Annotated in this window: 27 protein-coding genes and 1 pseudogene; 12 read left to right on the plus strand and 16 right to left on the minus strand. The window is 72.1% G+C overall.

The window, feature by feature from the left end; translation table 11 throughout:
- Window positions 1–51: 51 nt before the first annotated feature.
- The 6 genes from QNO26_RS04835 (at window position 52) to QNO26_RS04860 (ending at window position 3,317) form a co-directional block, all read left to right on the plus strand.
- Window positions 52–261, plus strand: coding sequence for a hypothetical protein (locus QNO26_RS04835; protein ID WP_257525716.1), 210 nt, complete (start codon window positions 52–54; stop codon window positions 259–261).
- 9 nt (window positions 262–270) lie between these two features.
- Window positions 271–1,032, plus strand: coding sequence for a MerR family transcriptional regulator (locus QNO26_RS04840; protein ID WP_257525715.1), 762 nt, complete (start codon window positions 271–273; stop codon window positions 1,030–1,032).
- A gap of 54 nt (window positions 1,033–1,086) precedes the next feature.
- Complete coding sequence (locus QNO26_RS04845) at window positions 1,087–1,671, plus strand: small multidrug efflux protein (RefSeq protein ID WP_257525714.1); 585 nt, start codon at window positions 1,087–1,089, stop codon at window positions 1,669–1,671.
- Window positions 1,672–1,688: 17 nt separating this feature from the next.
- Window positions 1,689–2,291 (plus strand): hypothetical protein, encoded by a 603-nt coding sequence (locus tag QNO26_RS04850; RefSeq protein WP_257525713.1) that lies wholly within the window; start codon window positions 1,689–1,691, stop codon window positions 2,289–2,291.
- Window positions 2,284–2,487, plus strand: a complete 204-nt coding sequence (locus QNO26_RS04855; protein WP_257525712.1) for a hypothetical protein — start codon at window positions 2,284–2,286, stop codon at window positions 2,485–2,487. The genes QNO26_RS04850 and QNO26_RS04855 overlap by 8 nt, the downstream gene beginning before the upstream one ends.
- A gap of 158 nt (window positions 2,488–2,645) precedes the next feature.
- Entirely contained in the window at window positions 2,646–3,317 is a 672-nt protein-coding gene (locus QNO26_RS04860) for a VOC family protein (RefSeq protein WP_257525711.1), read from the plus strand.
- Window positions 3,318–3,324: 7 nt separating this feature from the next.
- Here the strand turns inward: QNO26_RS04860 and QNO26_RS04865 are convergent, their stop codons facing one another.
- From QNO26_RS04865 to QNO26_RS04875, 3 genes are all read right to left on the minus strand, one after another.
- Window positions 3,325–3,486: a helix-hairpin-helix domain-containing protein gene (locus QNO26_RS04865; protein ID WP_257525710.1), complete on the minus strand. Its 162-nt coding sequence runs from the start codon at window positions 3,484–3,486 to the stop codon at window positions 3,325–3,327.
- Window positions 3,487–3,598: 112 nt separating this feature from the next.
- Window positions 3,599–4,792 carry a serine hydrolase domain-containing protein gene (locus tag QNO26_RS04870; protein WP_257525709.1) on the minus strand — a complete coding sequence of 398 codons (1,194 nt, stop codon included), beginning with the start codon at window positions 4,790–4,792 and terminating at the stop codon, window positions 3,599–3,601.
- A gap of 199 nt (window positions 4,793–4,991) precedes the next feature.
- Window positions 4,992–6,008: a zinc-dependent alcohol dehydrogenase gene (locus QNO26_RS04875; RefSeq protein WP_257525708.1), complete on the minus strand. Its 1,017-nt coding sequence runs from the start codon at window positions 6,006–6,008 to the stop codon at window positions 4,992–4,994.
- Between the two features lie 92 nt (window positions 6,009–6,100).
- Between QNO26_RS04875 and QNO26_RS04880 the strand changes: the two genes are divergently transcribed.
- Genes QNO26_RS04880 through QNO26_RS04890 form a run of 3 tightly spaced genes read left to right on the plus strand, consistent with a single transcriptional unit; the run spans window position 6,101 to window position 7,482 of the window.
- On the plus strand, window positions 6,101–6,712 hold the full coding sequence (locus tag QNO26_RS04880; protein WP_257525707.1) for a TetR/AcrR family transcriptional regulator: 612 nt from the start codon (window positions 6,101–6,103) through the stop codon (window positions 6,710–6,712).
- A gap of 43 nt (window positions 6,713–6,755) precedes the next feature.
- On the plus strand, window positions 6,756–7,148 hold the full coding sequence (locus QNO26_RS04885; RefSeq protein WP_257525706.1) for an ester cyclase: 393 nt from the start codon (window positions 6,756–6,758) through the stop codon (window positions 7,146–7,148).
- 28 nt (window positions 7,149–7,176) lie between these two features.
- On the plus strand, window positions 7,177–7,482 hold the full coding sequence (locus tag QNO26_RS04890) for a putative quinol monooxygenase (protein ID WP_257525705.1): 306 nt from the start codon (window positions 7,177–7,179) through the stop codon (window positions 7,480–7,482).
- A 58-nt stretch (window positions 7,483–7,540) separates the two neighbouring features.
- On the opposite strand, the gene QNO26_RS04895 is transcribed toward QNO26_RS04890, so the two are convergent.
- Window positions 7,541–7,903 carry a nuclear transport factor 2 family protein gene (locus tag QNO26_RS04895; RefSeq protein WP_257525704.1) on the minus strand — a complete coding sequence of 121 codons (363 nt, stop codon included), beginning with the start codon at window positions 7,901–7,903 and terminating at the stop codon, window positions 7,541–7,543.
- Window positions 7,904–7,974: 71 nt separating this feature from the next.
- Between QNO26_RS04895 and arfB the strand changes: the two genes are divergently transcribed.
- Complete coding sequence (gene arfB / locus QNO26_RS04900) at window positions 7,975–8,412, plus strand: alternative ribosome rescue aminoacyl-tRNA hydrolase ArfB (RefSeq protein ID WP_257525703.1); 438 nt, start codon at window positions 7,975–7,977, stop codon at window positions 8,410–8,412.
- 227 nt (window positions 8,413–8,639) lie between these two features.
- Here arfB and QNO26_RS04905 read toward each other — a convergent pair whose 3' ends face one another.
- Both QNO26_RS04905 and QNO26_RS04910 read right to left on the minus strand, forming a co-directional pair.
- Entirely contained in the window at window positions 8,640–8,825 is a 186-nt protein-coding gene (locus QNO26_RS04905) for a hypothetical protein (RefSeq protein ID WP_257525699.1), read from the minus strand.
- A gap of 51 nt (window positions 8,826–8,876) precedes the next feature.
- Window positions 8,877–9,020, minus strand: a complete 144-nt coding sequence (locus QNO26_RS04910; RefSeq protein WP_257525698.1) for a WYL domain-containing protein — start codon at window positions 9,018–9,020, stop codon at window positions 8,877–8,879.
- Between QNO26_RS04910 and QNO26_RS04915 the strand changes: the two are divergent.
- Window positions 8,968–9,081 (plus strand): annotated as a pseudogene (locus QNO26_RS04915) (VOC family protein); the annotation flags it as partial. The gene QNO26_RS04910 and the pseudogene QNO26_RS04915 overlap by 53 nt on opposite strands.
- A gap of 4 nt (window positions 9,082–9,085) precedes the next feature.
- On the opposite strand, the gene QNO26_RS04920 reads toward QNO26_RS04915, so the two are convergent.
- The 3 genes from QNO26_RS04920 to QNO26_RS04925 all read right to left on the minus strand — a co-directional run bounded on the left by QNO26_RS04920 (window position 9,086) and on the right by QNO26_RS04925 (window position 9,907).
- Window positions 9,086–9,448: a rhodanese-like domain-containing protein gene (locus QNO26_RS04920; protein WP_257525697.1), complete on the minus strand. Its 363-nt coding sequence runs from the start codon at window positions 9,446–9,448 to the stop codon at window positions 9,086–9,088.
- A 25-nt stretch (window positions 9,449–9,473) separates the two neighbouring features.
- Window positions 9,474–9,587 (minus strand): DUF8730 family Cys-rich protein, encoded by a 114-nt coding sequence (locus QNO26_RS14500; RefSeq protein ID WP_491745522.1) that lies wholly within the window; start codon window positions 9,585–9,587, stop codon window positions 9,474–9,476.
- Window positions 9,588–9,721: 134 nt separating this feature from the next.
- A complete protein-coding gene (locus QNO26_RS04925) occupies window positions 9,722–9,907 on the minus strand; it encodes a DUF8730 family Cys-rich protein (protein WP_257525696.1) in 186 nt (61 codons plus the stop codon).
- Window positions 9,908–10,014: 107 nt separating this feature from the next.
- Between QNO26_RS04925 and QNO26_RS04930 the strand changes: the two genes are divergently transcribed.
- Window positions 10,015–10,308 carry a metal-sensitive transcriptional regulator gene (locus tag QNO26_RS04930; protein WP_257525694.1) on the plus strand — a complete coding sequence of 98 codons (294 nt, stop codon included), beginning with the start codon at window positions 10,015–10,017 and terminating at the stop codon, window positions 10,306–10,308.
- Window positions 10,309–10,316: 8 nt separating this feature from the next.
- Here the strand turns inward: QNO26_RS04930 and QNO26_RS04935 are convergent, their stop codons facing one another.
- The 7 genes from QNO26_RS04935 to QNO26_RS04965 form a co-directional block, all read right to left on the minus strand.
- Entirely contained in the window at window positions 10,317–11,291 is a 975-nt protein-coding gene (locus tag QNO26_RS04935; RefSeq protein ID WP_257525689.1) for an NAD-dependent epimerase/dehydratase family protein, read from the minus strand.
- On the minus strand, window positions 11,288–13,948 hold the full coding sequence (locus QNO26_RS04940) for an alpha/beta fold hydrolase (RefSeq protein ID WP_257525688.1): 2,661 nt from the start codon (window positions 13,946–13,948) through the stop codon (window positions 11,288–11,290). Before QNO26_RS04940 ends, QNO26_RS04935 begins: the two co-directional genes overlap by 4 nt.
- Complete coding sequence (locus QNO26_RS04945; RefSeq protein ID WP_257525687.1) at window positions 13,945–14,967, minus strand: 3-oxoacyl-ACP synthase III; 1,023 nt, start codon at window positions 14,965–14,967, stop codon at window positions 13,945–13,947. Before QNO26_RS04945 ends, QNO26_RS04940 begins: the two co-directional genes overlap by 4 nt.
- A 337-nt stretch (window positions 14,968–15,304) precedes the next feature.
- Window positions 15,305–15,733: a cupin domain-containing protein gene (locus tag QNO26_RS04950; RefSeq protein WP_257525685.1), complete on the minus strand. Its 429-nt coding sequence runs from the start codon at window positions 15,731–15,733 to the stop codon at window positions 15,305–15,307.
- Entirely contained in the window at window positions 15,730–16,329 is a 600-nt protein-coding gene (locus tag QNO26_RS04955) for a pyridoxine/pyridoxamine 5'-phosphate oxidase (protein WP_257525684.1), read from the minus strand. Before QNO26_RS04955 ends, QNO26_RS04950 begins: the two co-directional genes overlap by 4 nt.
- 153 nt (window positions 16,330–16,482) lie before the next feature.
- On the minus strand, window positions 16,483–17,235 hold the full coding sequence (locus QNO26_RS04960) for a phosphotransferase (protein WP_257525837.1): 753 nt from the start codon (window positions 17,233–17,235) through the stop codon (window positions 16,483–16,485).
- Window positions 17,235–19,616, minus strand: a complete 2,382-nt coding sequence (locus QNO26_RS04965; RefSeq protein WP_257525682.1) for an HAD-IC family P-type ATPase — start codon at window positions 19,614–19,616, stop codon at window positions 17,235–17,237. Before QNO26_RS04965 ends, QNO26_RS04960 begins: the two co-directional genes overlap by 1 nt.
- Window positions 19,617–19,655 lie beyond the last annotated feature (39 nt).

The raw sequence follows: 19,655 nt of genomic DNA on the forward strand, positions 1-19,655 counted from the left end.
CGGTGGCACCCGGTGCGAGCCTGACGGGACCGTCCGAGAAGGGACCTCCTGATGAAGACACCATCGCCCACACCGCCCGCCCGCGCAACCGCTGACATGCCGGCCGCGGGTGCTCTGCCGGACACCACTGACACGGGTGCCGTCAGCCTCGCCGCCGCCCTCGCCGGCATTCTGCTGGGCGCGTCGGGCGCGAGCCCTCGCACCTCGTCGGCGTCCGCCGGCCGCCCGGGCGCGGCGCGCGTCACCGGCATCCACCGCTAGGAGCATCCCATGGCCTGGAGCACCCGTGAGCTCGCCGATCTGGCGGGCACCACCGTCAACACCGTGCGGCACTATCACCGCCTCGGCCTGCTCGACGAGCCCACACGTCGCTATAACGGGTACAAGCAGTACGGCGTGCGCCACCTCGTGCGTCTGCTGCGCATCCGCCGGCTGGCGCAGCTGGGCGTGCCGCTCTCGCAGGTCGGCCCGGTCGGCGCGGGCGACGAGAACGCGCCCGACGCGCTGCGCGCGGTGGATGCCGAATTGGCGGCGAACATCGAGCGCCTGCAGCAGGCGCGCGCCGACATCGCGGCGATCCTGCGCGACGATGCCCCGGCCGACGCCCCCGCCGGCTTCGCATCCGTAGCCGCACACCTGTCCGAGGCGGACCGCTCCATCATCCACATCTATTCGCGGTTCTACGACGACGAGGCGCTCGCGGATCTGCGGCGCATGGTCGAAGTCGATGCCGAATCCGGCGCCGTCGGCGACGAGGTCAGCGCGCTGCCGGCCGATGCCGACGAGGCCACCCGGCAGCGGCTCGCCGAGCGTCTTGCCCCCTCACTGGCGCGGAATCTCGTCGACTACCCGTGGCTCGCAGACCCCGCCCGGCACGCCGTGCAGCGAGCGCGCGCGACGCACCAGACCTTCGTCGAGGCGGTGACGGAGCTGTACAACCCCGCCCAGATCGACGTGCTCGCCCGGGCCGGCCTGCTCGCGCAGGAGCGCGTGCGGGCGAGCGCCGAATCCGACGACTTGACCCTGTTCTGAGAACAGGGGATCTCCTTATTTCCGCTCCACACCACAACAGAAAAGGGAAATGCCATGAACTTCGTGCAAGAACTCATCCTGAACCTGCAAGAGCTCGCCACCCAGGTGCCCGCTCTCGTCAAACCCCTCATCGTCGCGCTCGCCGCCGCGATTCCCATGGTCGAGGGCGAGGTGGGGGCTGTGATCGGCATGATCGGCGGAATGCACCCACTCGCCGCGGCAACGGCCGCGGTTGCGGGCAACTTCCTGACCGTGCTGATCATCGTGCTGCTCACCTCGCGGGCGCGCACCGCCGTCGTCTCCCGCAGCAGAGCGCGGGTCGGCGCGAGCGTGGGCGCGTCGTCACTCGCGGGTCTCGAGGACGTAGGGGATGCCGCGGTCATCGAGCCGGCGGCATCCGCCAAACCTGAATCGAAGGGGCGCCAGCGCGTCAAGACGTGGCTCGTGCGCTTCGGCGTGCCGGGTGCGAGCATTCTCGGGCCCCTCGCCATCCCCACCCAGTTCACCTCGGCGATGCTCGTCGCCGCCGGCACCTCGCGGGCGTGGGTGCTGCTCTGGCAGGCCGTCGCGATCGTGCTGTGGACGACGGTGACCACCGTCGGGTTCTGGCTCGCCCTCACCTACGTCGTGGGGGTGTGACGGCCATGGCTCCCCCCGTGCTGCGCAGATTCCGCTGGTGGGAGGCGTTCTCGCGTTCGCTCTTCCACCTGCGTCTCGTGGATGCCACCGGCTTCGCGGAGACATGGTCGGTCGACGTGCGGCACGGGGGAGATGACGACGGCGTGGTGTGGGCGGAGCTCTACCGCGACGGCCGCCCCTACGCCCGTGCGAAGACGCCCGCGACGTTCCCGGTGTCGGGCGGGAGGATCGAGGTCATCACCAGCGGCTACGGGCTGCGGCGCGCGCACTACGTCGCTTTCGACGGGTCGGAGCGGCAGCTGACCCCCGACCCGGCCTCCGCCGAAGGCCGACGCGCACGGCTGGAGCGCACCGCCCCGGCGGTCAGCCACGCGCTCAGCACCGCCTCGCTGATCGTGCTGGTCGTCGCCCTCGTGCTCGCCGTGCCGCAGCTGATCGAGACTGTCACGCAGTTCCCGCCCATCGCGGAGCGGATCGGCGCGTTCGAGAGCCCCATCCGCCTGCCGGCGTGGCTGAACATCTCCCTGGTCGTGGCGGCCCTGGCCGCCAGCACGGAGCGCGCGCTGCGCCTGCGCTACAACCGGGTGCTCGACGGAGGGCTGTTCGATGGTGATGAGTAGGGCGGGCGGCGGCTCGCCGGCGCCGTCGTCACGCGCGGTGGCGCCCGGTCACCGCGCGACCGTCGCCCGGCGGGATGACACGCTCGCGCCCGGGCCGGGTGACATCACCGTGCGGTCGACCTTCTCGGTCGATCTGACCCACCTCGTCACCGCCGGGCTCGAGGGCGCGGGGAACGGTTCGGCACAGCCGGGCTGACCGGGCTCCCTGCGCCGGCCGGGGCTGGTGCAGCATCCTCCGGCGGCGCGCCCCCTGCCCGCCTCCGGCGTATCGCTCACCGACATCCGCGAGTACCGTAATGCCCGCCACGTGCCGTCGACGATGACGGCGCCGGACGCTGCAGAAGAGGGCTTCCCATGGACGAGTCGACGAACGCCCCCGCGGCCATCTCCGCCGCGGAGTTCCACCGCGCCCCCGGCGTCTCGGACTGGCGGGTCACCGAGGTCGGCCCGCACGCCGTCTTCACCGCGACGTCGCTGGCGCAGGCCGCCGAACTCATCGCACCGATCCTCGCCGCATCCGAACGCTTCGGCATCCTGCCCGACGTCGACCTGCGGCCCGAAGGTGTGGTCGTGCGGGTGGCTGATCGCACGCAAGACGGCATCCCGGCGGCCGCGCCCCAATTCGCCGCTGCCGTGTCGCGTGCCGCCGCCGAACGAGGGCTGACCGCCGACCCGTCGCTCGCCCAGTCGGTCGGCATCTATGTGGCGCAGCATTCGCAGGCCGACGTGCGGCCGTTCTTCCTGGCTGCGCTCGGCTACGAGCCGCTCGGCGAGACGGATGCCATCGACCCGTTGCGGTGCGGCCCACAGCTGGCGTTCAACCCGATCACCGGGGACACCCCGGCGCGCGGGCGCACGCACTTCGACGTCTTCGTGCCCGCCGATCAGGCGCAGGCGCGGGTGGATGCCGCGCTCGCCGCGGGCGGCCGCCTGGTCGATGACACCCAGGCGCCGGCGTGGTGGTCGCTGGCCTCGCCGGACAACCACGGCGTCGACATCGCGTCGTGGACCGACACCTCCGGGTGAGGGCCGGTCAGTCGCCCAGTGCCTCCCGCAGCAGCTCGATGGCCTTCGGGCCCACTCCGTGAAGCGTCGCGATGTGATCCAGACCCACGCGTCGCACATCGTCCATCGTGCGGATCTGAGCCTGCGCCAGGGCGCGGCCTGCGGGTGCGCCGATCTTCGGGAGGTCCATGCGGTGGACCCTAGCCCTGACGGCGCCCTGCCGATACCGTGCGTGCGCTTCCCGCCTGTAGACGCTCGTCGCGCTGGGCCTCGGGTCTGTCGCGCCGGTCGCGATCGCCGCGTCAGTCGGCGGCGGTCGCCAGCACCTGCGCCAGTCGTCGGAACGCCTGGTCGGCGGGGTGCGCATGGTCGGGCAGATTCGACTCGTTCGTGAAGACGACGATGGTCGCCCCGGTCGCCGGGTGGTGGAACACAGCCGACGTGAAACCGAAACCCTCGCCGTTGTGCCCCCACCAGCCGTCGGTCTCGCCGATGCCGAGGGCATACCGGCCGTAGGGCGGGCCGGCGTCCAGCGGTGCACCCTGCGTGCGCTCGGTCTGCGTCGCCGCATCGACCAGCGCCCCGGTGGCGAGCGCCTCCGCCCACACGCGGCTGTCGTCGAGGGTAGAGACCATCGCCCCCGCCGGTCCGAAGATCGAGAAGTTCTGCGGCATCGGCGCGCGCGGCGTGGCATCCGGCCCATAGCCCGACGCGTGCGGCTCGGTCCACGTGGCGGCGTCGACGACGTACCGCGTGTCGTCGAGTCCGAGCGGCTCGAGGATGCGCTTCTCGAGAACCTCGGCGTAGGGGCGGCCGGTCACCTGCTCGATGACGGCACCCAGCAGGTTGGTGTTGGCATTCGTGTAGACGTGCCGTGCGCCCGGCGCGAACTGCGCCGGCTTGCCCAGCATGAAGGCGTTCAGATCGTCGAGGGAGTAGAGCCGCGTCGGGTCGGACGTGAATGCCGCGAGGAAGTCGTCGTTGGTGTAGTCGGCGTTGCCGCTGGACATGCCGGCCAGCTGCCGGAGCGTGATGCGATCCCCGTCGGTGACACCGTCGACATACGTGTCGATCGTGTCGTCGAGCGAGATCGTGCCGTCGTCGCACAGCTGCAGCAGCAGGGTCACCGTGTACGACTTGGTGACACTGCGCAGCGGCCACGACATGTCGGTCGTCGTCGGTTCGCCGCTGTCGATGTCGGCGAGCCCGGCGGCCGTCTGCCACGTGCCCTCGCCGGGGAGCCAGACCCCGGCGACGGCTCCCGGTACGTCGTGCGCGGCCATGACCTCATCGAGCGCGGCGGCCAGCTCCGACACCAGCGCCGCAGGCAGTGCGCCTTCGGCCGCCGCTGCCACGGTGGGCGAGGCCGACGGCGGAGCGGGCGGTATCTCGGATGCCGCCGCGCACCCGCCGAGCGCCAGCAGACCCGCCGCGGCGGCAGTGACGAGGGCAACGCGTCGGGATCGGCGGCGATCGCCGGAGGCCTCAGTCCGCATGGGACGGCACCGTCGGCGCGCTGACCGACAGGGCAAGAGGGCAGACCACCGGCTGCGACATGGGCGACTCCTGAGCACGAGTTCGGGGCAGGCGCGGATGAAGGACGCCCCTCACGCTAGCGGGTCATCGCCGTGCGACGGCGGCGTGGCTCCGGTCGGGATGCCGGTTGGGCCACGCCACCGCCTCAACGAGGAATCGTCAGTCGAAGACGACGGTCACCTTGTCCGCCGCGCCGGGCGTGGCTGCGAGCTCGAGGGCTTCGAGCGTCTGCTCGAACGGGAACCGGTGGCTGATGATCTTGGCGTACTTCTCCCAGTTCTCGACGATGTCGTCGGTCACCTCGAAGATCTCGGTCGGGTAGCCCATCGCCCACACGATGTTCAGCTCGGTTTGCAGGATGCCGCCGAAGTCGAGCTCGACCGGCTTCTTGTGCACCGCGACGATGCCGAGCGTCGCGCCGTGCTTGGCGATGCTCGTGACGGTCTGCGGCACGACCGCGACGCCCGCGGCATCCAGGTAGATGTCGGTGGCCGGCCGCACGCCGCGCACCCACGGGGTCGCGCCGTCGCTGTGCAGCTCGACCAGGCGCGCGCCGACGTCCTCCTTCGAGGAGTCGATGACGGCATCCGCGCCGATCTCCAGCGCCTTCTCGAGGCGCGAGGGGATCACGTCGACGACGACAATGTGGCTGGCACCCTTGCGACGGTAGCCGAGCAGGGCTCCCAGGCCGATGGGGCCGGCGCCGAAGATGACGACCTTGTCGCCCTCCTTCACGCCGGTGCGGTTGACGGCGTGCAGGGCCACGGCCATCGGCTCGTTGAGCGCGGCGACATCCCACGGCACGTGGTCGGGGATGACCTTCAGCTGCACGCCCGGGGTGGCGTCGCGCACGACGACGTACGGGGTGAAGCCGCCCTGCGCGCCGCCCGAGCCGAGCAGGCCGTCGGTGAAGCGCATCGTGTCGATGACGACGTGGTCGCCGACGGCGAAGCCCTCGACCTCGGCGCCGACCTCGGCGACCTCGGCGGCAGGCTCGTGACCGAGGGGAGTGGCGCCCTGACGGGGCGGGATGCCGCCGTAGCTGGCATACATCGCGTCGGAGCCGCAGATGCCGCACGCGCGCATGCGCAGCAGCACATCCCGCGGGCCGACCTCGGGCTTGTCGACCTCGACCCAGTCGATCTGGTTCACACCGGTGACGTGGACGGATTTCATGGCGGCCTCCTGATGCCTTCTGGTCTGGTCGGCGGGGTTTCCCGACCGCTTCCACAATATCCGAACCGTGTTCGGAAATGTAGAGTGACGGGGTGAGTGCGAACGGTGCAGTGGCGGCCAAAGGGCCGGGCCGACCGCGGCGCGCGAGCCGGGACGAGGTGCGCGCCGTCGCCCTCGCCCTGTTCGCGAAGCAGGGGTATGCCGCGACGTCGCTCACCGAGATCGCCCGGGCCGTCGGCGTCAGCCGCACGACGCTGTTCTCGTACTTCCCCGCCAAGCGCGACCTGATGTGGGACGAGTTCGATGCGCGTGCCGAACGGATGCGCAAGAGCCTCGCGGATTCCGAGGGTCTGCCGGCGATGGACGTCATCGTCGCCGCGATCCTCGCGCTCGCGCACTACAGCACCGCCGATCGCGCGTCATTCACCGCGCGCTGGCGCATCGTGGATGCCGATGACGAGCTGCGGGCGGCGGCGGCCCTGCGCACCGCGGCGCTCAGCGGGGAGATCCTGGAGCACGTGCACCGGTGCGCGCCCGAACTCGACCGCGACCGCGCGGGGGATGTGGTCCGCGCGCTCATGGCCGTCGGCGAGCGTGTGACCTCAGACTGGGCCGCTGCCCCCGAGGTGAGTGAGCCGCTCGACACGGTCATGGCACGGCGGCTGCATCCGTTCGTGGAGGCGCTGCGACCGTTGCTCGGGTGACGCGCGACCGGCTGCCGCCGGCATCCGCCTCGATAATGGACGGATGGAGTCGTGGGAGCTGCACGAGTGGTTCGCGGACCACGTCGACGCGCTCAATCGCCACGACCTCGAGGCCATCCGGTCGTTCCTCGACCCGGCGGTGCGTCGGGCGCACCTTCCGGGAGGGGCGGACGCGTGGATCGAGGATCTCGCCGATCTCTTCCACGCGTTTCCGGACTGGCGCTGGCGCCGCATCCAGCTCGTCGTCGAAGACGACCGCGTCGCCGCGCACCTGCGCGGCAGCGGCACCCACCAGGGCACCTTCCGGGGAATCGCGCCGACGCGTCGTCACGTCAACGTGGCGGAGTTCGCCTTCTGCCGCGTGGCCAACGGGCGGATCGTCGAGGCCTCGGGAAGCGGCGACACCGAGCTGCTCGCGCAGCTGCGCGGCGAGTGACGGCCCGCACCGCCCGTACCCTGAACGCATGCCCGACGTGCACCTCACCGGCCAGCTCATCTGCCGCAGCGCCGAGGAGGACGCGCTGGTGCGGGAACACCTCCCGCACCACATCGCGCTCACGCGCGCGGAGCCCGGATGTCTGTCCTTCGCCGTCGTCCCATCCGCCGCCCCGTGGGCGTGGGATGTGGCCGAGCGATTCGCGGACGAAGCGTCGTTCCGCGCCCACCAGGCGCGGGTCGCAGCCAGCGAGTGGGGTGTGGCCACGGCGGGCATCGAGCGGCGCTACACCGTGCGCGGGTTGTCACGCGCGGGTCTTGACCCCGCAGAATGAACGCGCCCCGACGTTCAGCGCCCCGGATTGCGAACACCGCTCTCACGCGGCTCCGCCGTCACTCCTGCGCGACCAACGTTCCCTGATGGAACCGCAGTTGTACGCGTCCGTCGGATTGCACCCACAGGGACGCATGCCGGCTCGGCTGCCCGGGTCCCGTGATCGTGTAGGTGACCAGTGCCAGATCCGGCGCGAGCTCCACGGCCTCCCACTCGTCGGTCACGACCGGGAGGGGGTGTTCGTCGGCGAGGGCCGTCACGATATCGTCGCGAGACCAGCGCCGGCCGGACCGGCCCACCTCGACGAAGTCCGGGTGCAGCAGTTCTCGCACCCGCTTCGGATCGCGCCGGAGCTCCGGAGTCAGCATCGCCTCCTCGGCGGCGCGGGCGGATGTCAACAGTGCGTCGGCGCGAGCCATCATGCGCCCACGGTAGCGACGAAGACGACGGGCGTCTCGGGGTGACCCATCGCTCCGCACGCCAGAATGGACCCATGCCCGCCGCCCATCGCCCCGGTCTGCGCGTCACGCCCGCGCTGACGATCGCGGAGTCGGAGCTGACCTGGCGGTTCTCGCGCTCGTCGGGCCCGGGCGGGCAGGGCGTGAACACGACCGACTCACGGGTGGAGCTGGTGTGGGATGCCGCCGGCTCGGCATCCTTGACGCCGCATCAGCGCGAGCGGATCCTCCAGCGGCTGTCGGGTCGCCTGGTGGGTGGAGTACTGACCGTCACGGCATCCGAACATCGCGCCCAGGCGCGCAACCGCGACGCCGCGCGCGAACGGCTGGCGGGCCTCGTCGCCGACGCTGTGCGCCCGCCGGCACCGCCGCGGCGTGCGACGAAGCCGACGCGGGGCGCGAAGGAGCGGCGGCTGACCGCGAAGAAGCAGCGCACCGACGTGAAGCGCCTGCGCCGCCGGCCGGAGGACTGACCGGCGGGGGCGGGGGCGGCGGCGTTTCGTCTCGCTTCGCTCGCTCAACGACCGGTGTGGTGGCGGCGGGGTGGGGGCGTTTCGTCTCGCTTCGCTCGCTCAACGACCGGGGCGGTGGCGGCGGGGTGGGGGCGTTTCGTCTCGCTTCGCTCGCTCAACGACCGGTGTGGTGGTGGCGGGGGGCGGGGGGCGTTTCGTCTCGCTTCGCTCGCTCAACGACCGGTGCGTCAGTCGCCGTCGGCGCCCGCGCCGCCGAGGTCGCCGACGTCGACAGCCGACGGCTCTTCGGGGTGGGCGACGTGGGCGGCTGTCTCCGTGGCGCCACCGGCGCGGAGGTTCGCGGCTTCGAGTGCTCGATCCAGGGCGAGATCCGTCTCGGATCCGGGCAGAATCTGGTCATCGCTGTTCGACACGGGTGCCTCCTTGACCGCACCGTACTGAGGCGCCCGGCATGTCGGCAAGCCTCAACCTCGAAACCGCTCCGCCAGCCGTGCGAACGCCTGCGCCAGCTCGGGCGGCTCGATCACTTCGAGGTCGACGTCGAAACGTGCCAGCGCCGCCGTGATCGAACCGCTGGCCGCCTCGCCGTGGAGCCCCGGGTTCGGCATTCTCACCGATCGGTTCGGAGTGACCTGGGTCGTCGACGTAGCCGGTGCCGGCACCGTCTGACCGCTCAGCGGACGATCGGCAGTCCCGTGGCCTCGGCGGCGTGCGCGACGCCGCCGAGGTCGGTGACGTCGGTCAGCCCGGCATCCGCCATCATCCGCACCGCCTGCGACGAGCGGTTGCCCGATGCGCAGTACACGAGGTACTCGGCGTCGGCGTCGAGCTCGTCCATCGACGCCGCGAGCTGGCCGCCGTTGAGGTCGTACGAGAGGGCACCGTCGAGGTGGCCGTCGGCGTACTCCGACGGAGTGCGCACATCGATGATGATCGTGTCGTCGGCGACGGTGACCGGCTCGGCGGGGGCGGCGCAGCCGACGAGGGTCAGGCTGAGGGCGACAGCGCCGAGGGCGGCGGGGAGGAGGCGGGGCATGGGAATCCTCAGGACAAGGGCGGGGTCAGCAGCTGCAGCGGTCGGCGGGAGCGACCCCGGCGAGGGCTTCTTCGACGTGCTGGCCGCAGCCGTCCCAGGTCGGCTTCTGGCAGCAGGGGCAGGTGACGCGTGCGCACATGGTGGTGTCTTTCTTTCGGGTGGGGGTGGGGGAGTGGGGGGCGTTTCGTCTCGCTGCGCTCGCTCAACGACCGGGCGCTGCGCTCGCTCAACGACCGGGCGCTGCGCTCGCTCAACGACCGAGGCGAGCGGGGATCAGCGGCCGAAGAGGCGGGCGAAGAAGCCGCCGCGCTGCGACTGCGCCGCCGCGATCTGGTCGGGGCTGTGCTTGCCGTTGCACCAGTCGGATGCCGGCACGCTGCGCTTCACGCTCTGCACGTGCTGGCCGCAGCCGGTCCAGGTCGTCTTGCCGCAGACGCGGCAGGTCACTGCTCGACACATGTCGTGTTCCTTCGTTCGATGGGGTTCGGGAATACCCCAGGGGGTATCGCCACCATACCCCGTGGGGTATCATGGGTGTCAAATCGGCTCCCCGGAAGAGGCTCCCCATGACCGACGTCACCGCCGCGGCAGGCGCTGCCTTGCATGATCCCGACGCGCAGCGCAAGATCGTCAACCGACTGCGCCGTGCGCAGGGTCAGCTCGCCGCCGTCATCTCGGCGGTGGAGTCCGACGCCTCGTGCCGCGACGTCGTGCAGCAGCTCTCGGCCGTGTCCAAGGCGCTCGATCGGGCCGGATTCCTCGTGATCTCCACGGCGCTCAAGGAGTGCCTGAACGACCCCGACGCCGAGGGTGGCTCGAACCCCGAGGAGCTGGAGAAGCTCTTCCTCTCGCTGGCCTGACCGCGGCGTCAGGCGGTCGCGGCCGCGTGCGCCGCGAGCCGCCGCAGCCCCTCATCGATGCTCACCGACGGCGCCCACGCGAGCGCCCGGCGGGTCTCGCGCTGGTCGAACCAGTGCGCGGTCGACAGCTGCTCGGCCAGGAACCGCGTCATGGGCGGCTCGTCCGCTCCGGGCCGCAGCGCCCAGGCACGCTCGATGAGCGAGCCGGCGGCGCGCGCGAGGCCCGAGGGCACGCTCCACCGCGGCGGGGTGACGCCCGCCGCGAGGCAGATGCCCGCCAGCAGCTCCCCGACCGGACGCGGCTCGCCGTTCGTGATCACGAACGCGCGGCCGTGCGCCTCGTCGGCGCGGTGCAGCGCCGCGACGATGCCGGTGGCCGCGTTGTCGACGTAGGTGGAGTCGATGAGCGCCCGCCCGCCGTCGAGCAGCGGCAGGCGTCCCCGCCGCGCGCGGTCGACGATGCGGCCGACCAGCTGGGTGTCGCCCGGCCCCCACACGAGGTGGGGGCGCACGGCCACGACGCGCATCGCGGGGGAGTCGCGGTCGAGGGCGATGAGCTCGGCCTCGGCTTTCGTCCGCGCATATTCGCCGCGGGCGTGCTGAGGGGATGCCGGTTCGGCCCCCACGCCTGCGAGCGCCACTCCGGCGTGCGCCACCGAGGGCGACGACACCTGTACGAAGCGGGATGCCCCGGCGCGCTCTGCCGCGTCGAGTAGGGCTCGCGTGCCCTCGACGTTGACCTCATGGAACTCGGCGGGGTCTCCCGCCAGCGACACCTTGGCGGCGAGGTGGACGATGCCCTCGGCGCCGTCGACGACGCGGGCGACGGCCTGCGGATCGGTGACGGACCCGAGAACGTCGGTGACGCCCTCGACGCGGCTGGGCCGTCGCTGCAGCGCGCGCACCTCGTGGCCGGCGGCGACGAGCTCGGCGGCGACCGCACGCCCGAGGTAGCCGGACGCTCCGGTGACGGCGACGATCACGGCCGGCCCATCCGTCCGCCGGCGAGCGTGCGCTCGGCCCACTGCGACAGCCGGGTGCGGTCGATCTTGGAGTTGTGGCGGATGTCGGTGGGCAGCTGCGGCACCGCCAGCACGGCGACGAGCGGAAGATCCGTTCGCCGGCGCAGGTCTGCGGTCAGCTCCGGCGAGGCCAGCCCGGGGCGGGCGACGGCCGGAACCGTCTCGACGACGGCGACCGGCTGGCGCAGCCCGTGCGGGCCGATGGCGACGACCGCGGCGCGGCGCACCCCGTCGGAGCCCTCGATGTCCTGCTCGGCCCCGACCGGGGCGACCGGCCCGTCGGCGGTGGCGAGCACGTGGGGGAGGCGCCCCTCGATCCACAGCCGTCCCTCGGCATCGAGGTGCCCGACGTCGCCGGTGCGGTGCCAGCGCCCCTCGGACGGGGTGTCGACCACGGCACCCCGGTCGGTGAGCCACAGCCGGTCGTACGACGTCTTCAGGTGCGGTGCCGACACGACGACCTCGCCGAGCACACCGGGCTCCGCGCTCGGCGCGCCGGTCGCGTGGCCGTCGGCATCCAGCGCGCTGATCAGCACCTGGTTCACCCCGATCGGCGAGCCGACGCAGACGCCGCGATCGGCGGCATCGGCCACGGCACGGATGCCGTCGAGCGTCACGTCCGTGACGAGCAGGCACTCGGTCATGCCGTAGGGGGTGTGCGGCTCGGCGTTCGGCATGAGCTCGGCCGCGGCCGCCAGCAGCGGCTCCCCGACCGGCGCGCCCGTCGAGAGGAACGTCCGCACGGTCGCGAGAGCGCGGCGGTCCTCGCCGGTCAGCGCACCGGCCGTCGCGACGACGTTGAGGATGGCCGCCGGCGACAGGAACACGATGCGGGCGTCAGAGGCGCGCACCGCCGCGGCGACGGCCCGCGCCGTCAGGGTGCGGGGGGCCGAGACATCCATGTCGGGCGTCGCCGAGCGGGTGCCGAGCGCCGGCCCCAGCAGGGCGAACGGGGCGAAGCCCGTGACGAGCCCGGTGTCGCCTGTCACGTCGAAGTGGGCGGCGAGCACGTCGCGCAGCGCCGAGAGCTGGCGGTGCGTGTAGGCGACGCCCTTGGCCGGGCCGGTGGAGCCGGAGGTGAAGAGGATCGCCGCGGGGTCGTCGGGTGCCGGCTCGTCGGGGAGGGGAGCGCCTGCCCCGAACGCGGCCACCGTGGTGAGGTCGGCCGCGACCCCGAGCAGCTTCGCGGATGCCGCCGGCAGCCGTGGCACCGAGATGCGCAGGCCCGGCCACCCGAGCGCCCGGGCGGCGGCCAGGCCCGGCAACTCGCCGATGACGACGTCGGGCCAAGCGCCCCGCACAGCGCGGGAGAGTCCCCGCACCCCGAGCCCGGCGTCGGCCACCACGACGACGGCGCCGATGCGCAGGCACGCGTAGATCACGGCCGTGAGGGTCGGCCCCGGCGGCACGAGCACCGAGACGCGCTGGCCCTTCTGCACGCCCATCTGCGCCAGTCCCGCCGCCAGGCGCCGCACGCGGTCGTCGAGCTGCCGCCAGCTGACGCGGCGCTCGCCGCCGCGGCGGGTGGCCATGTCGATCACCGCGACGTCGTCGTCGCGGCGGGCGTCGAGGGCCGCCCACAGCGGCGTGAAATCGGCGCCGCGGTCGTCGTCGACGGACGGCGACGCGGCGGCACCGTCGCTCGCCGTGCCCGCGTCGCCGGTCAGGCGGGCGCCGTTGTCGCCCAGCCACGTGAGGATCGCGTCGGCGTACGGGCGGTCCTCGGCGATGAGGTGGCCGGCGCCTTCGAAGCGGTGCACGTCGGCGTGCGGCAGGCGGTCGACGAGATCGTCGAGATAGCGGTCGCCGAAGATCGGATCGGCCGGCCCCCACAGCAGCAGCGCAGGCACATCGAGGGCGGCGACGCCGTCGGCGATGCGCTGCAGCTCGTCGAAACTCTCGTGCGCGGCATCCACCGGGATGTCCGCCACGAACGCGCCGATACCCTCCCGGCGTGCGGCGGTGCGGTACGGCGCCCGGTAGGCATCCTTCACCTCGGGCTCGAGCGCCGGGTGGGCCAGCGCCAGCGTCGTCTCGAGAAAGGCGGGAGTGGCGACGGTGGATGCCGCGAGCACACCCCGGGTGCCGGCGAGGCGCAGCGGCGCCGGGATCGGCTCGCCCGCCGGATGGTGCACCGCGGTGTTGAGGGCGATGACCCCGGCCAGCAGCTGCGGGTGGTCGATCGCCCAGCCGAGGGAGACCACGCCGCCCCAGTCATGACCGAGGGTGACGACCGGTCCTTCGAGGCCGAGCGCATCGGTGACATCACCCAGGTCGCGCACGCGCTGCGCGAGGGTGCGGGGCGCGCCGGTGCGGGCCGAGAACCCCATGTCGAGCTGGTCTACGGCGATCACGCGCCAGGCCGGCTGCCCCTCCTTGGCCGCGCGCAGCGAGGCCGACACGAGGCGCCGCCAGAGGTAGGACCAGGTCGGGTTGCCGTGCACCGCGAGGATCGTGCCGACGGGCGCGATGCCCAGGCGCGCGAGCTCGGCGCCGGTGTCGAGGTAGTGCCACTCGTGCGCGGCATGCGTGCCCCGGCCGACGACCTCACGGGTGCGACTGCAGCGGACATCGAGACCCGGGAGCCCCGCCAGCGTCCCGGTGAGCGCGGCGCTCACCAGGCCAGTTCCATCATCGCCGTGTTCAGGCCGGAGCCCACGCCCATGAGTAGCACGCGGTCGCCGCGCTGCAGGCTCGCCTGCTCTTCGACGAGGGTGATGGGCACGGATGCGGGACCGATGTTGCCCAGCCGGGGGAACGTCGTCGGCACGCGGGAGCGGTCGAGGTTCACCGCCTTCACGATGGCATCGGTGTGCACTGACGACACCTGGTGCGTGATGTAGCGATTCATCGACTTCCAATCCCACTCGGCCGACGCCTCCTTCCACGCCGACACCACCAGGGCGAGACCCCCCTTGAGCAGCGCCTTGGCATCGGTGAACATGCCGTCGACGCTTCCGACGCACAGCTTGTGGAACTGGGTCGCGGCGCGGGTCACGCCGCCGACGATGCGGTGCCCCGCGGGGTGCTCGTCGGCGCGGCCGAGCACGGCGGCGGCGGAGCCGGAACCCAGCGTGAGCGAGGCGAACTCGCTCATGAACCCGTCGCGCCCGCTCTCGGTCTGCAGCAGACGCTCGATCGTGTTGACCTGGATCTCGTCGGCATCCTCACCGGCGACGACGACGGCGTACCGGATCTGGCCGGAGTCGATCATCGTCGCCGCGAGCGACATGCCGTTGATGAAGCCGAGGCAGGCGTTGGCGATGTCGAAGTTGATGGCCGAGCTCGGCAGGTCCAGGCCGTGGTGCAGCGCCACCGCGACGGAGGGCTCGAGGTTGCTGCGGGTGACCGAGGTGTTGATCAGCAGCCCGACATCCGACGGGCTGACCCCGGCCTGCGCGAGCGCCTGCTTTCCGGCGGCGATCGTGGCGGCGTCGACGGTCTCGCCCCTCGCCCAGTTGCGCCGCTCCCGCACGCCCGCGACGCGGGTGAGCATGCCGCTGCGCAGCTTCAGCCGCTTCAGCGACGGCGCGAGGCGCGCTTCGATGTCGTCCGAGGTGGTCACCCGACCGGGCAACACGCTCGCGACGGACAGCAGCGCGACGTTCTCGAAGCGGGCGGTGGCATTGCCGGGCACAGATCCTCCTCGTGGAGGCGCGTCGTCCTCCCTATAGCGTTGTACCCCACCGCGCCCCTGTGTTCCCGGGGTTGCGCTCCGCGCATTCGCCTGCTCACGCTCTGCGTTCCGTGAGTTCCTGCTCACACAGCAGTCGCGTGTGAGCGGCAACTCACATGCGCGAAAGAGAAGACGTCTGCGAGGATGCCGCCGCCGGCCGCGGCGGCATCCTCAGACCGCGGTCACGCGCCGGTGCACCATCCGCACCACAGTTGCACCAATCGGATGCGAGGGCGGCTCGAATGCCGAAGAGCGGGAGAAGCTCGTCCTGTCGCTCGCCCGACCGATCCGGGGGTTGCTACCAGGGCATCGGTCGGTCGGCGTCGCGTGAACTGTCGTTCGGCATGTGCGGCAGGGGTTCCCCGCCGGCCCTGATGCACAGCCAGCGCAGCTCGGTCGGGCTGTCCGGCCACGCGCGCCAGGTACGCCACACGTTCTGCCCGACGCGGACCGCGGTGCCAGGATGCACGTCGATCACGTCGTCGTCGAGGCCCATCTGCCCCTCGCCTTCGAGGAACACGTACAGTTCCTCGACCTGCGTGTGCGTGTGCCAGTAGCCCGCTTCTTCGCCGGGCAGCAGCGCATTGGCGGACAAGCCGATGTACTGCATGGTCAACTCGTGGTCGACGATGCGCCTGCCGTCGCGCGAACGGGCGGGGGCGAAGCCGCCGAAGTGCTGCCGCCACTGGTCGAGCGGGCCGATCTGCGTCACCTCGTAGGGGCTCACGATGGCATCCCTTCTTCCCTGCCGCTGCTGCTGCCGCCGCCGCTGCGGGTGCGGCGCCAGGCTTCTCCGTCGCGCTCGTACACGACGCGGGTGTGATTGCGGTCGAGTGATCCCTGCCAGAACTCGACCCGCTGCGGCGCGATGCGCCACAGCATCCAGTCGTCCGCCGCAACGCCCGCCCGTGCCTCCGCCGACCGGGCGGCAAGGTCGGCCGCGACCTCGGCACCGGTCGCTTCGCGGACGTTTCCGCGCACGCGCACGGCGCGCACGAGCGGCTGCCACCAGAAGTTCAGCGCGGCGGCGGGATGCGCGGCCAGCTGCGTGCCCTTCACCGATGATCGTGGGCCCGCCACCGCCCAGCCGTGATCATCGACGTCCTTGAGGATCAGCGTGCGGGCGTCGGGCAGACCGTCGGCGTCGACGGTCGCCAGCGTGGCTGCATGCGGCTCGGGCACTCCCGAGTCGACAGCCTCGCGCAGCCAGGCGGTGAAGAGCTGCTCCGGGTCATCAGGAAGCGCGGAAAGATCGAACGGGGGAGGCGACCCGGTGAGCGACGGCAGCGAGCGCAGCCACTCCGCGATCGACGAGGACTCCATGCGCCCATCCTGGCGGGCCGCCCGCGCGAGGGGAACCCGCGGCATCATCGTCGCCTCGGCCGATCACGATCAGGCGGTGGATGCCGGGCCTCAAGATCCGCCACCACTCGGCCCGTCGCGCGGCTGTCGCTGAGCGACGGTCTTGCCTGCGGCTCAGCCGGCGGCGAGGGCGGCGGACCAGACGTCTTCGTGCGTCTGCACGTACGGGATGACCGCGTGCCAGTGTTCGCCGTGCCCGGCCGTGAACATCGATGCCCACGGCTCCGCGCCCGTGCGGTGCGACGACTGCAGCAGGTCGTACATCGCGGCGGTGCGTCGGGCCATCTCCGCGGGCAGGTCGCTGCGCAGTCGTGCGTCCGCGCCGTATCCGTCCACGAAGGCGGCCAGATCGCGCGCCGACTCCTCCGGCGTACGGTCCGGGTCGTTCAGGGTGAACGACTGGGCGGCGTAGGCGAGGTCCCACAGCCGGGTGCTGGGCGCGGCGGCATCCCAGTCGATGAACACCCATCGCTCGCCGATGAGCAGATTCCAGGGGGCGAGATCGTTGTGGCACACGAGGTCGTCGCCGGGCGCAGGGATCGCCGTCTGCCAGACCGCACCGGGCTCGGGCGTATAGCCGGCGCTCGCGTCGTGGATGGCGCGGACGAGCGCGCCGACCCGGTGCAGCTCGGCAGGGGAGAGCGGGCCGACCTCGATCGCGAGCCGGCCAGGCACGAACTCCTGCATCTGTCGCCCCTGCTCGTCGCGGCCGAGCGGCGCGGGCGCATCCACGCCGACTGCGCGCAGCGCCTCGACGTACCGGGTGACGCTCGGGGTCGACGCCGTCCACGGCTTGCGAACGGTGTCACCCACCCGCACCACGCCGTTGCCGCTCGCGTTTCCGCCGGCGAGGGTCTGCTCTTCGATCACTCGTGGAGACTATCCGCTACGCGAGGGCTCTCGAGCACACGGCGCTGCACGAGGCGCACCACCGCGATGAGCACGGCGCCGACGCCGACGGTGACGGCCACCGCCGTCACCGTCGTGGGGCTGAGCGCGACGAGTTCGAAGAAGTCGCGCGAGATCGGCACCAGGTACATGAGCGCCAGGCCGCCGATCATGGCGGCGACGATGCCCACCGTGACGAACGTGAGCGGTCGCGCCAGCACGGCGAGGATCCAGAGCCCCAGCATGCCGAGCACGAGCGTCGCGCCGGCGCGCACCTCGACCTCGGGGACGCCTCTGCCGTCGAGCACGCGCGCGTATACGGCGATGCCCGCCGCGACGACCACGCCCGCCGGCACGGCGAACGACAGCGACCGCCGCAGGAACCCGGGGACGTAGCGGCGCGTGTTCGGGATGAGCGCGAGGAAGAACGCCGGGATGCCGATCGTCAGCCCGTCGGTCAGCGACAGCTGCCGGGGGAGGAACGGGAAGGGGAGGAACAGCACCCCGAACGTGATCGCGAGCACCGTGGCGTAGGCGGTCTTGGTGAGGAACAGCATCGACACCCGCTCGATGTTCGCGATGACCTGCCGACCCTCGGCGACCACCGACGGCAGGTGCGAGAACTTCCCGTCCAGCAGCACGAGGCGCGCGACGGCCTTGGTGGCGGCGGAGCCGGAGTTCATCGCGACGCCGATATCGGCCTCTTTGATGGCGAGGGCGTCGTTGACCCCGTCGCCGGTCATCGCGACGGTGTGGCCCGCCGACTTCAGTGCGACCACCATGCGCTGCTTCTGATCCGGGGTGACCCGCCCGAACACCACGTTCTCCTCCAGCACACGGGCGAGCGCCGCGTCGTCGTCGGGGAGTTCGCGGGCATCGAAACCGTGCGGGGCATGGAGCCCTACGTCACGCGCGATGGCGGCGACGGTTTGCGGGTTGTCGCCGGAGATGATGCGCACCGCGACGTCCTGCGCGGCGAAGTAGGCCAGCGTCTGCGCGGCATCCGGCCGGATGCGCTCGCGGAAGGTCAGCAGCGCCACGGGAACCGCGTCGCCGGGCACCGTCTCACCGCCAGTCGGGGTGCCGCGCGCGAGCACGAGGGTGCGGCGCCCCTGCGCGGCCAGCACGGCGGCCCGGCTCGCCATATGGGCGACCGGCGAGGCGGCCGGCGCGGCGCCGGGGAAGACCAGCTCGGGCGCGCCCATCACCCACATGCCGTCGTCGAAGGTGACGGCGCTCCACTTGCGGGCCGACGAGAAGGGCACGGTGGCGATCGGCGGTGTCCGGGGCGGGTCGGGAAAGGCCGGGGCGAGGCTGCGCGCGGTCGCGTTGGCGGCAGGGTCGGCGGCGAACCAGGCGAGCACCTGCTTCCATCCGGCGACGTCGGCGAGTTCGTGCGCCGCGTCGAACACGACGTCGCCCTGGGTGAGCGTGCCGGTCTTGTCGAGGCAAATGACGTCGACGCGGGCAAGCCCCTCCACCGCGGCGAGCTCCTGCACGAGCACCTGGCGCCCGGCCAGCCGCACCGCGCCGACCGCGAAGGCGATGCTCGTCATGAGCACCAGCCCGAGCGGAATCATCGCGATGACCGCCGCGATCGACGAGGTCGCCGCCTCGCGCCACGCGCCGGTTCGCCACGCCTCCGCCCAGCCGCCCTGCACGTCCATCTGCGCGTTGAGCACGAGCAGGGCAACCGGGAAGATGATCCACGTCACCCACCGCAGCACCCGGTCGATCGACGAACGCAACTCGGATGCCACGAGGGAGAATCGCTTCGCCTGCGCGGTCAGCGAGTGGGCGAACGACTCCGCGCCCACCCGGTCGACGCGCGCCAGGCCGGACCCCTCGACCACGACCGAGCCCGACAGCACCCGGTCGCCCGGGCCCTTGTCGACGGGCTCGGACTCGCCGGTCAGCAGCGACTCGTCCACCTGCAGGTCGCGCGCCTCGGACACCTCCGCGTCGGCGGGGATCTCGTCGCCCGCTCGCAGCACCAGCACGTCGTCGAGCACGACGTCGGCGACGGCGATCGTCGTCTCCTCGCCGTCGCGGTGCACGCGCGCGTCGGCGGCGTTGAGCAGCGCGAGCCGGTCAAGCGCCGCCTTCGCACGGAACTCCTGCACGCTGCCGATCACGGTGTTCGCCAGGGCACTCAAGCCGAACAGGGCGTCCTGCCATCGGCCGATCACGAGCAGCAGGGTGAAACAGCCCAGGACGAGTCCGTTGAAGAGGGTGAAGACGTTGGCGCGGATGATGCTCCACGCGCTGCGACTGGCCTGCTGCCGGTAGGCGTTGGTCTGACCAGCGGCGATGCGCTGCTGGACCTCCTGCGCGGTGAGGCCCGGGTCGCCATCATCCATGGAGCCTCCACACGACTGTCGGTACGCGTTCAGAGTAGG

Origin of the sequence: Microbacterium sp. zg-Y1090 (assembly GCF_030246945.1) — a bacterium.
In the GTDB taxonomy this organism is placed as follows: Bacteria; Actinomycetota; Actinomycetes; order Actinomycetales; family Microbacteriaceae; genus Microbacterium; species Microbacterium wangruii.

Excerpts from the sequence above, each read along its gene's own strand:
- QNO26_RS04835 (WP_257525716.1), top strand. The coding sequence starts at position 52 with ATGAAGACACCATCGCCCACACCGCCCGCCCGCGCAACCGCTGACATG.
- QNO26_RS04840 (WP_257525715.1), top strand. The coding sequence starts at position 271 with ATGGCCTGGAGCACCCGTGAGCTCGCCGATCTGGCGGGCACCACCGTC.
- QNO26_RS04845 (WP_257525714.1), top strand. The coding sequence starts at position 1,087 with ATGAACTTCGTGCAAGAACTCATCCTGAACCTGCAAGAGCTCGCCACC.
- QNO26_RS04855 (WP_257525712.1), top strand. The coding sequence starts at position 2,284 with ATGAGTAGGGCGGGCGGCGGCTCGCCGGCGCCGTCGTCACGCGCGGTG.
- QNO26_RS04860 (WP_257525711.1), top strand. The coding sequence starts at position 2,646 with ATGGACGAGTCGACGAACGCCCCCGCGGCCATCTCCGCCGCGGAGTTC.
- QNO26_RS04865 (WP_257525710.1), bottom strand. The coding sequence starts at position 3,486 with ATGGACCTCCCGAAGATCGGCGCACCCGCAGGCCGCGCCCTGGCGCAG.
- QNO26_RS04870 (WP_257525709.1), bottom strand. The coding sequence starts at position 4,792 with ATGCGGACTGAGGCCTCCGGCGATCGCCGCCGATCCCGACGCGTTGCC.
- QNO26_RS04875 (WP_257525708.1), bottom strand. The coding sequence starts at position 6,008 with ATGAAATCCGTCCACGTCACCGGTGTGAACCAGATCGACTGGGTCGAG.
- QNO26_RS04885 (WP_257525706.1), top strand. The coding sequence starts at position 6,756 with ATGGAGTCGTGGGAGCTGCACGAGTGGTTCGCGGACCACGTCGACGCG.
- QNO26_RS04890 (WP_257525705.1), top strand. The coding sequence starts at position 7,177 with ATGCCCGACGTGCACCTCACCGGCCAGCTCATCTGCCGCAGCGCCGAG.
- QNO26_RS04895 (WP_257525704.1), bottom strand. The coding sequence starts at position 7,903 with ATGATGGCTCGCGCCGACGCACTGTTGACATCCGCCCGCGCCGCCGAG.
- arfB (WP_257525703.1), top strand. The coding sequence starts at position 7,975 with ATGCCCGCCGCCCATCGCCCCGGTCTGCGCGTCACGCCCGCGCTGACG.
- QNO26_RS04910 (WP_257525698.1), bottom strand. The coding sequence starts at position 9,020 with ATGCCGAACCCGGGGCTCCACGGCGAGGCGGCCAGCGGTTCGATCACG.
- QNO26_RS04920 (WP_257525697.1), bottom strand. The coding sequence starts at position 9,448 with ATGCCCCGCCTCCTCCCCGCCGCCCTCGGCGCTGTCGCCCTCAGCCTG.
- QNO26_RS14500 (WP_491745522.1), bottom strand. The coding sequence starts at position 9,587 with ATGTGCGCACGCGTCACCTGCCCCTGCTGCCAGAAGCCGACCTGGGAC.
- QNO26_RS04925 (WP_257525696.1), bottom strand. The coding sequence starts at position 9,907 with ATGTGTCGAGCAGTGACCTGCCGCGTCTGCGGCAAGACGACCTGGACC.
- QNO26_RS04930 (WP_257525694.1), top strand. The coding sequence starts at position 10,015 with ATGACCGACGTCACCGCCGCGGCAGGCGCTGCCTTGCATGATCCCGAC.
- QNO26_RS04955 (WP_257525684.1), bottom strand. The coding sequence starts at position 16,329 with ATGGAGTCCTCGTCGATCGCGGAGTGGCTGCGCTCGCTGCCGTCGCTC.
- QNO26_RS04965 (WP_257525682.1), bottom strand. The coding sequence starts at position 19,616 with ATGGATGATGGCGACCCGGGCCTCACCGCGCAGGAGGTCCAGCAGCGC.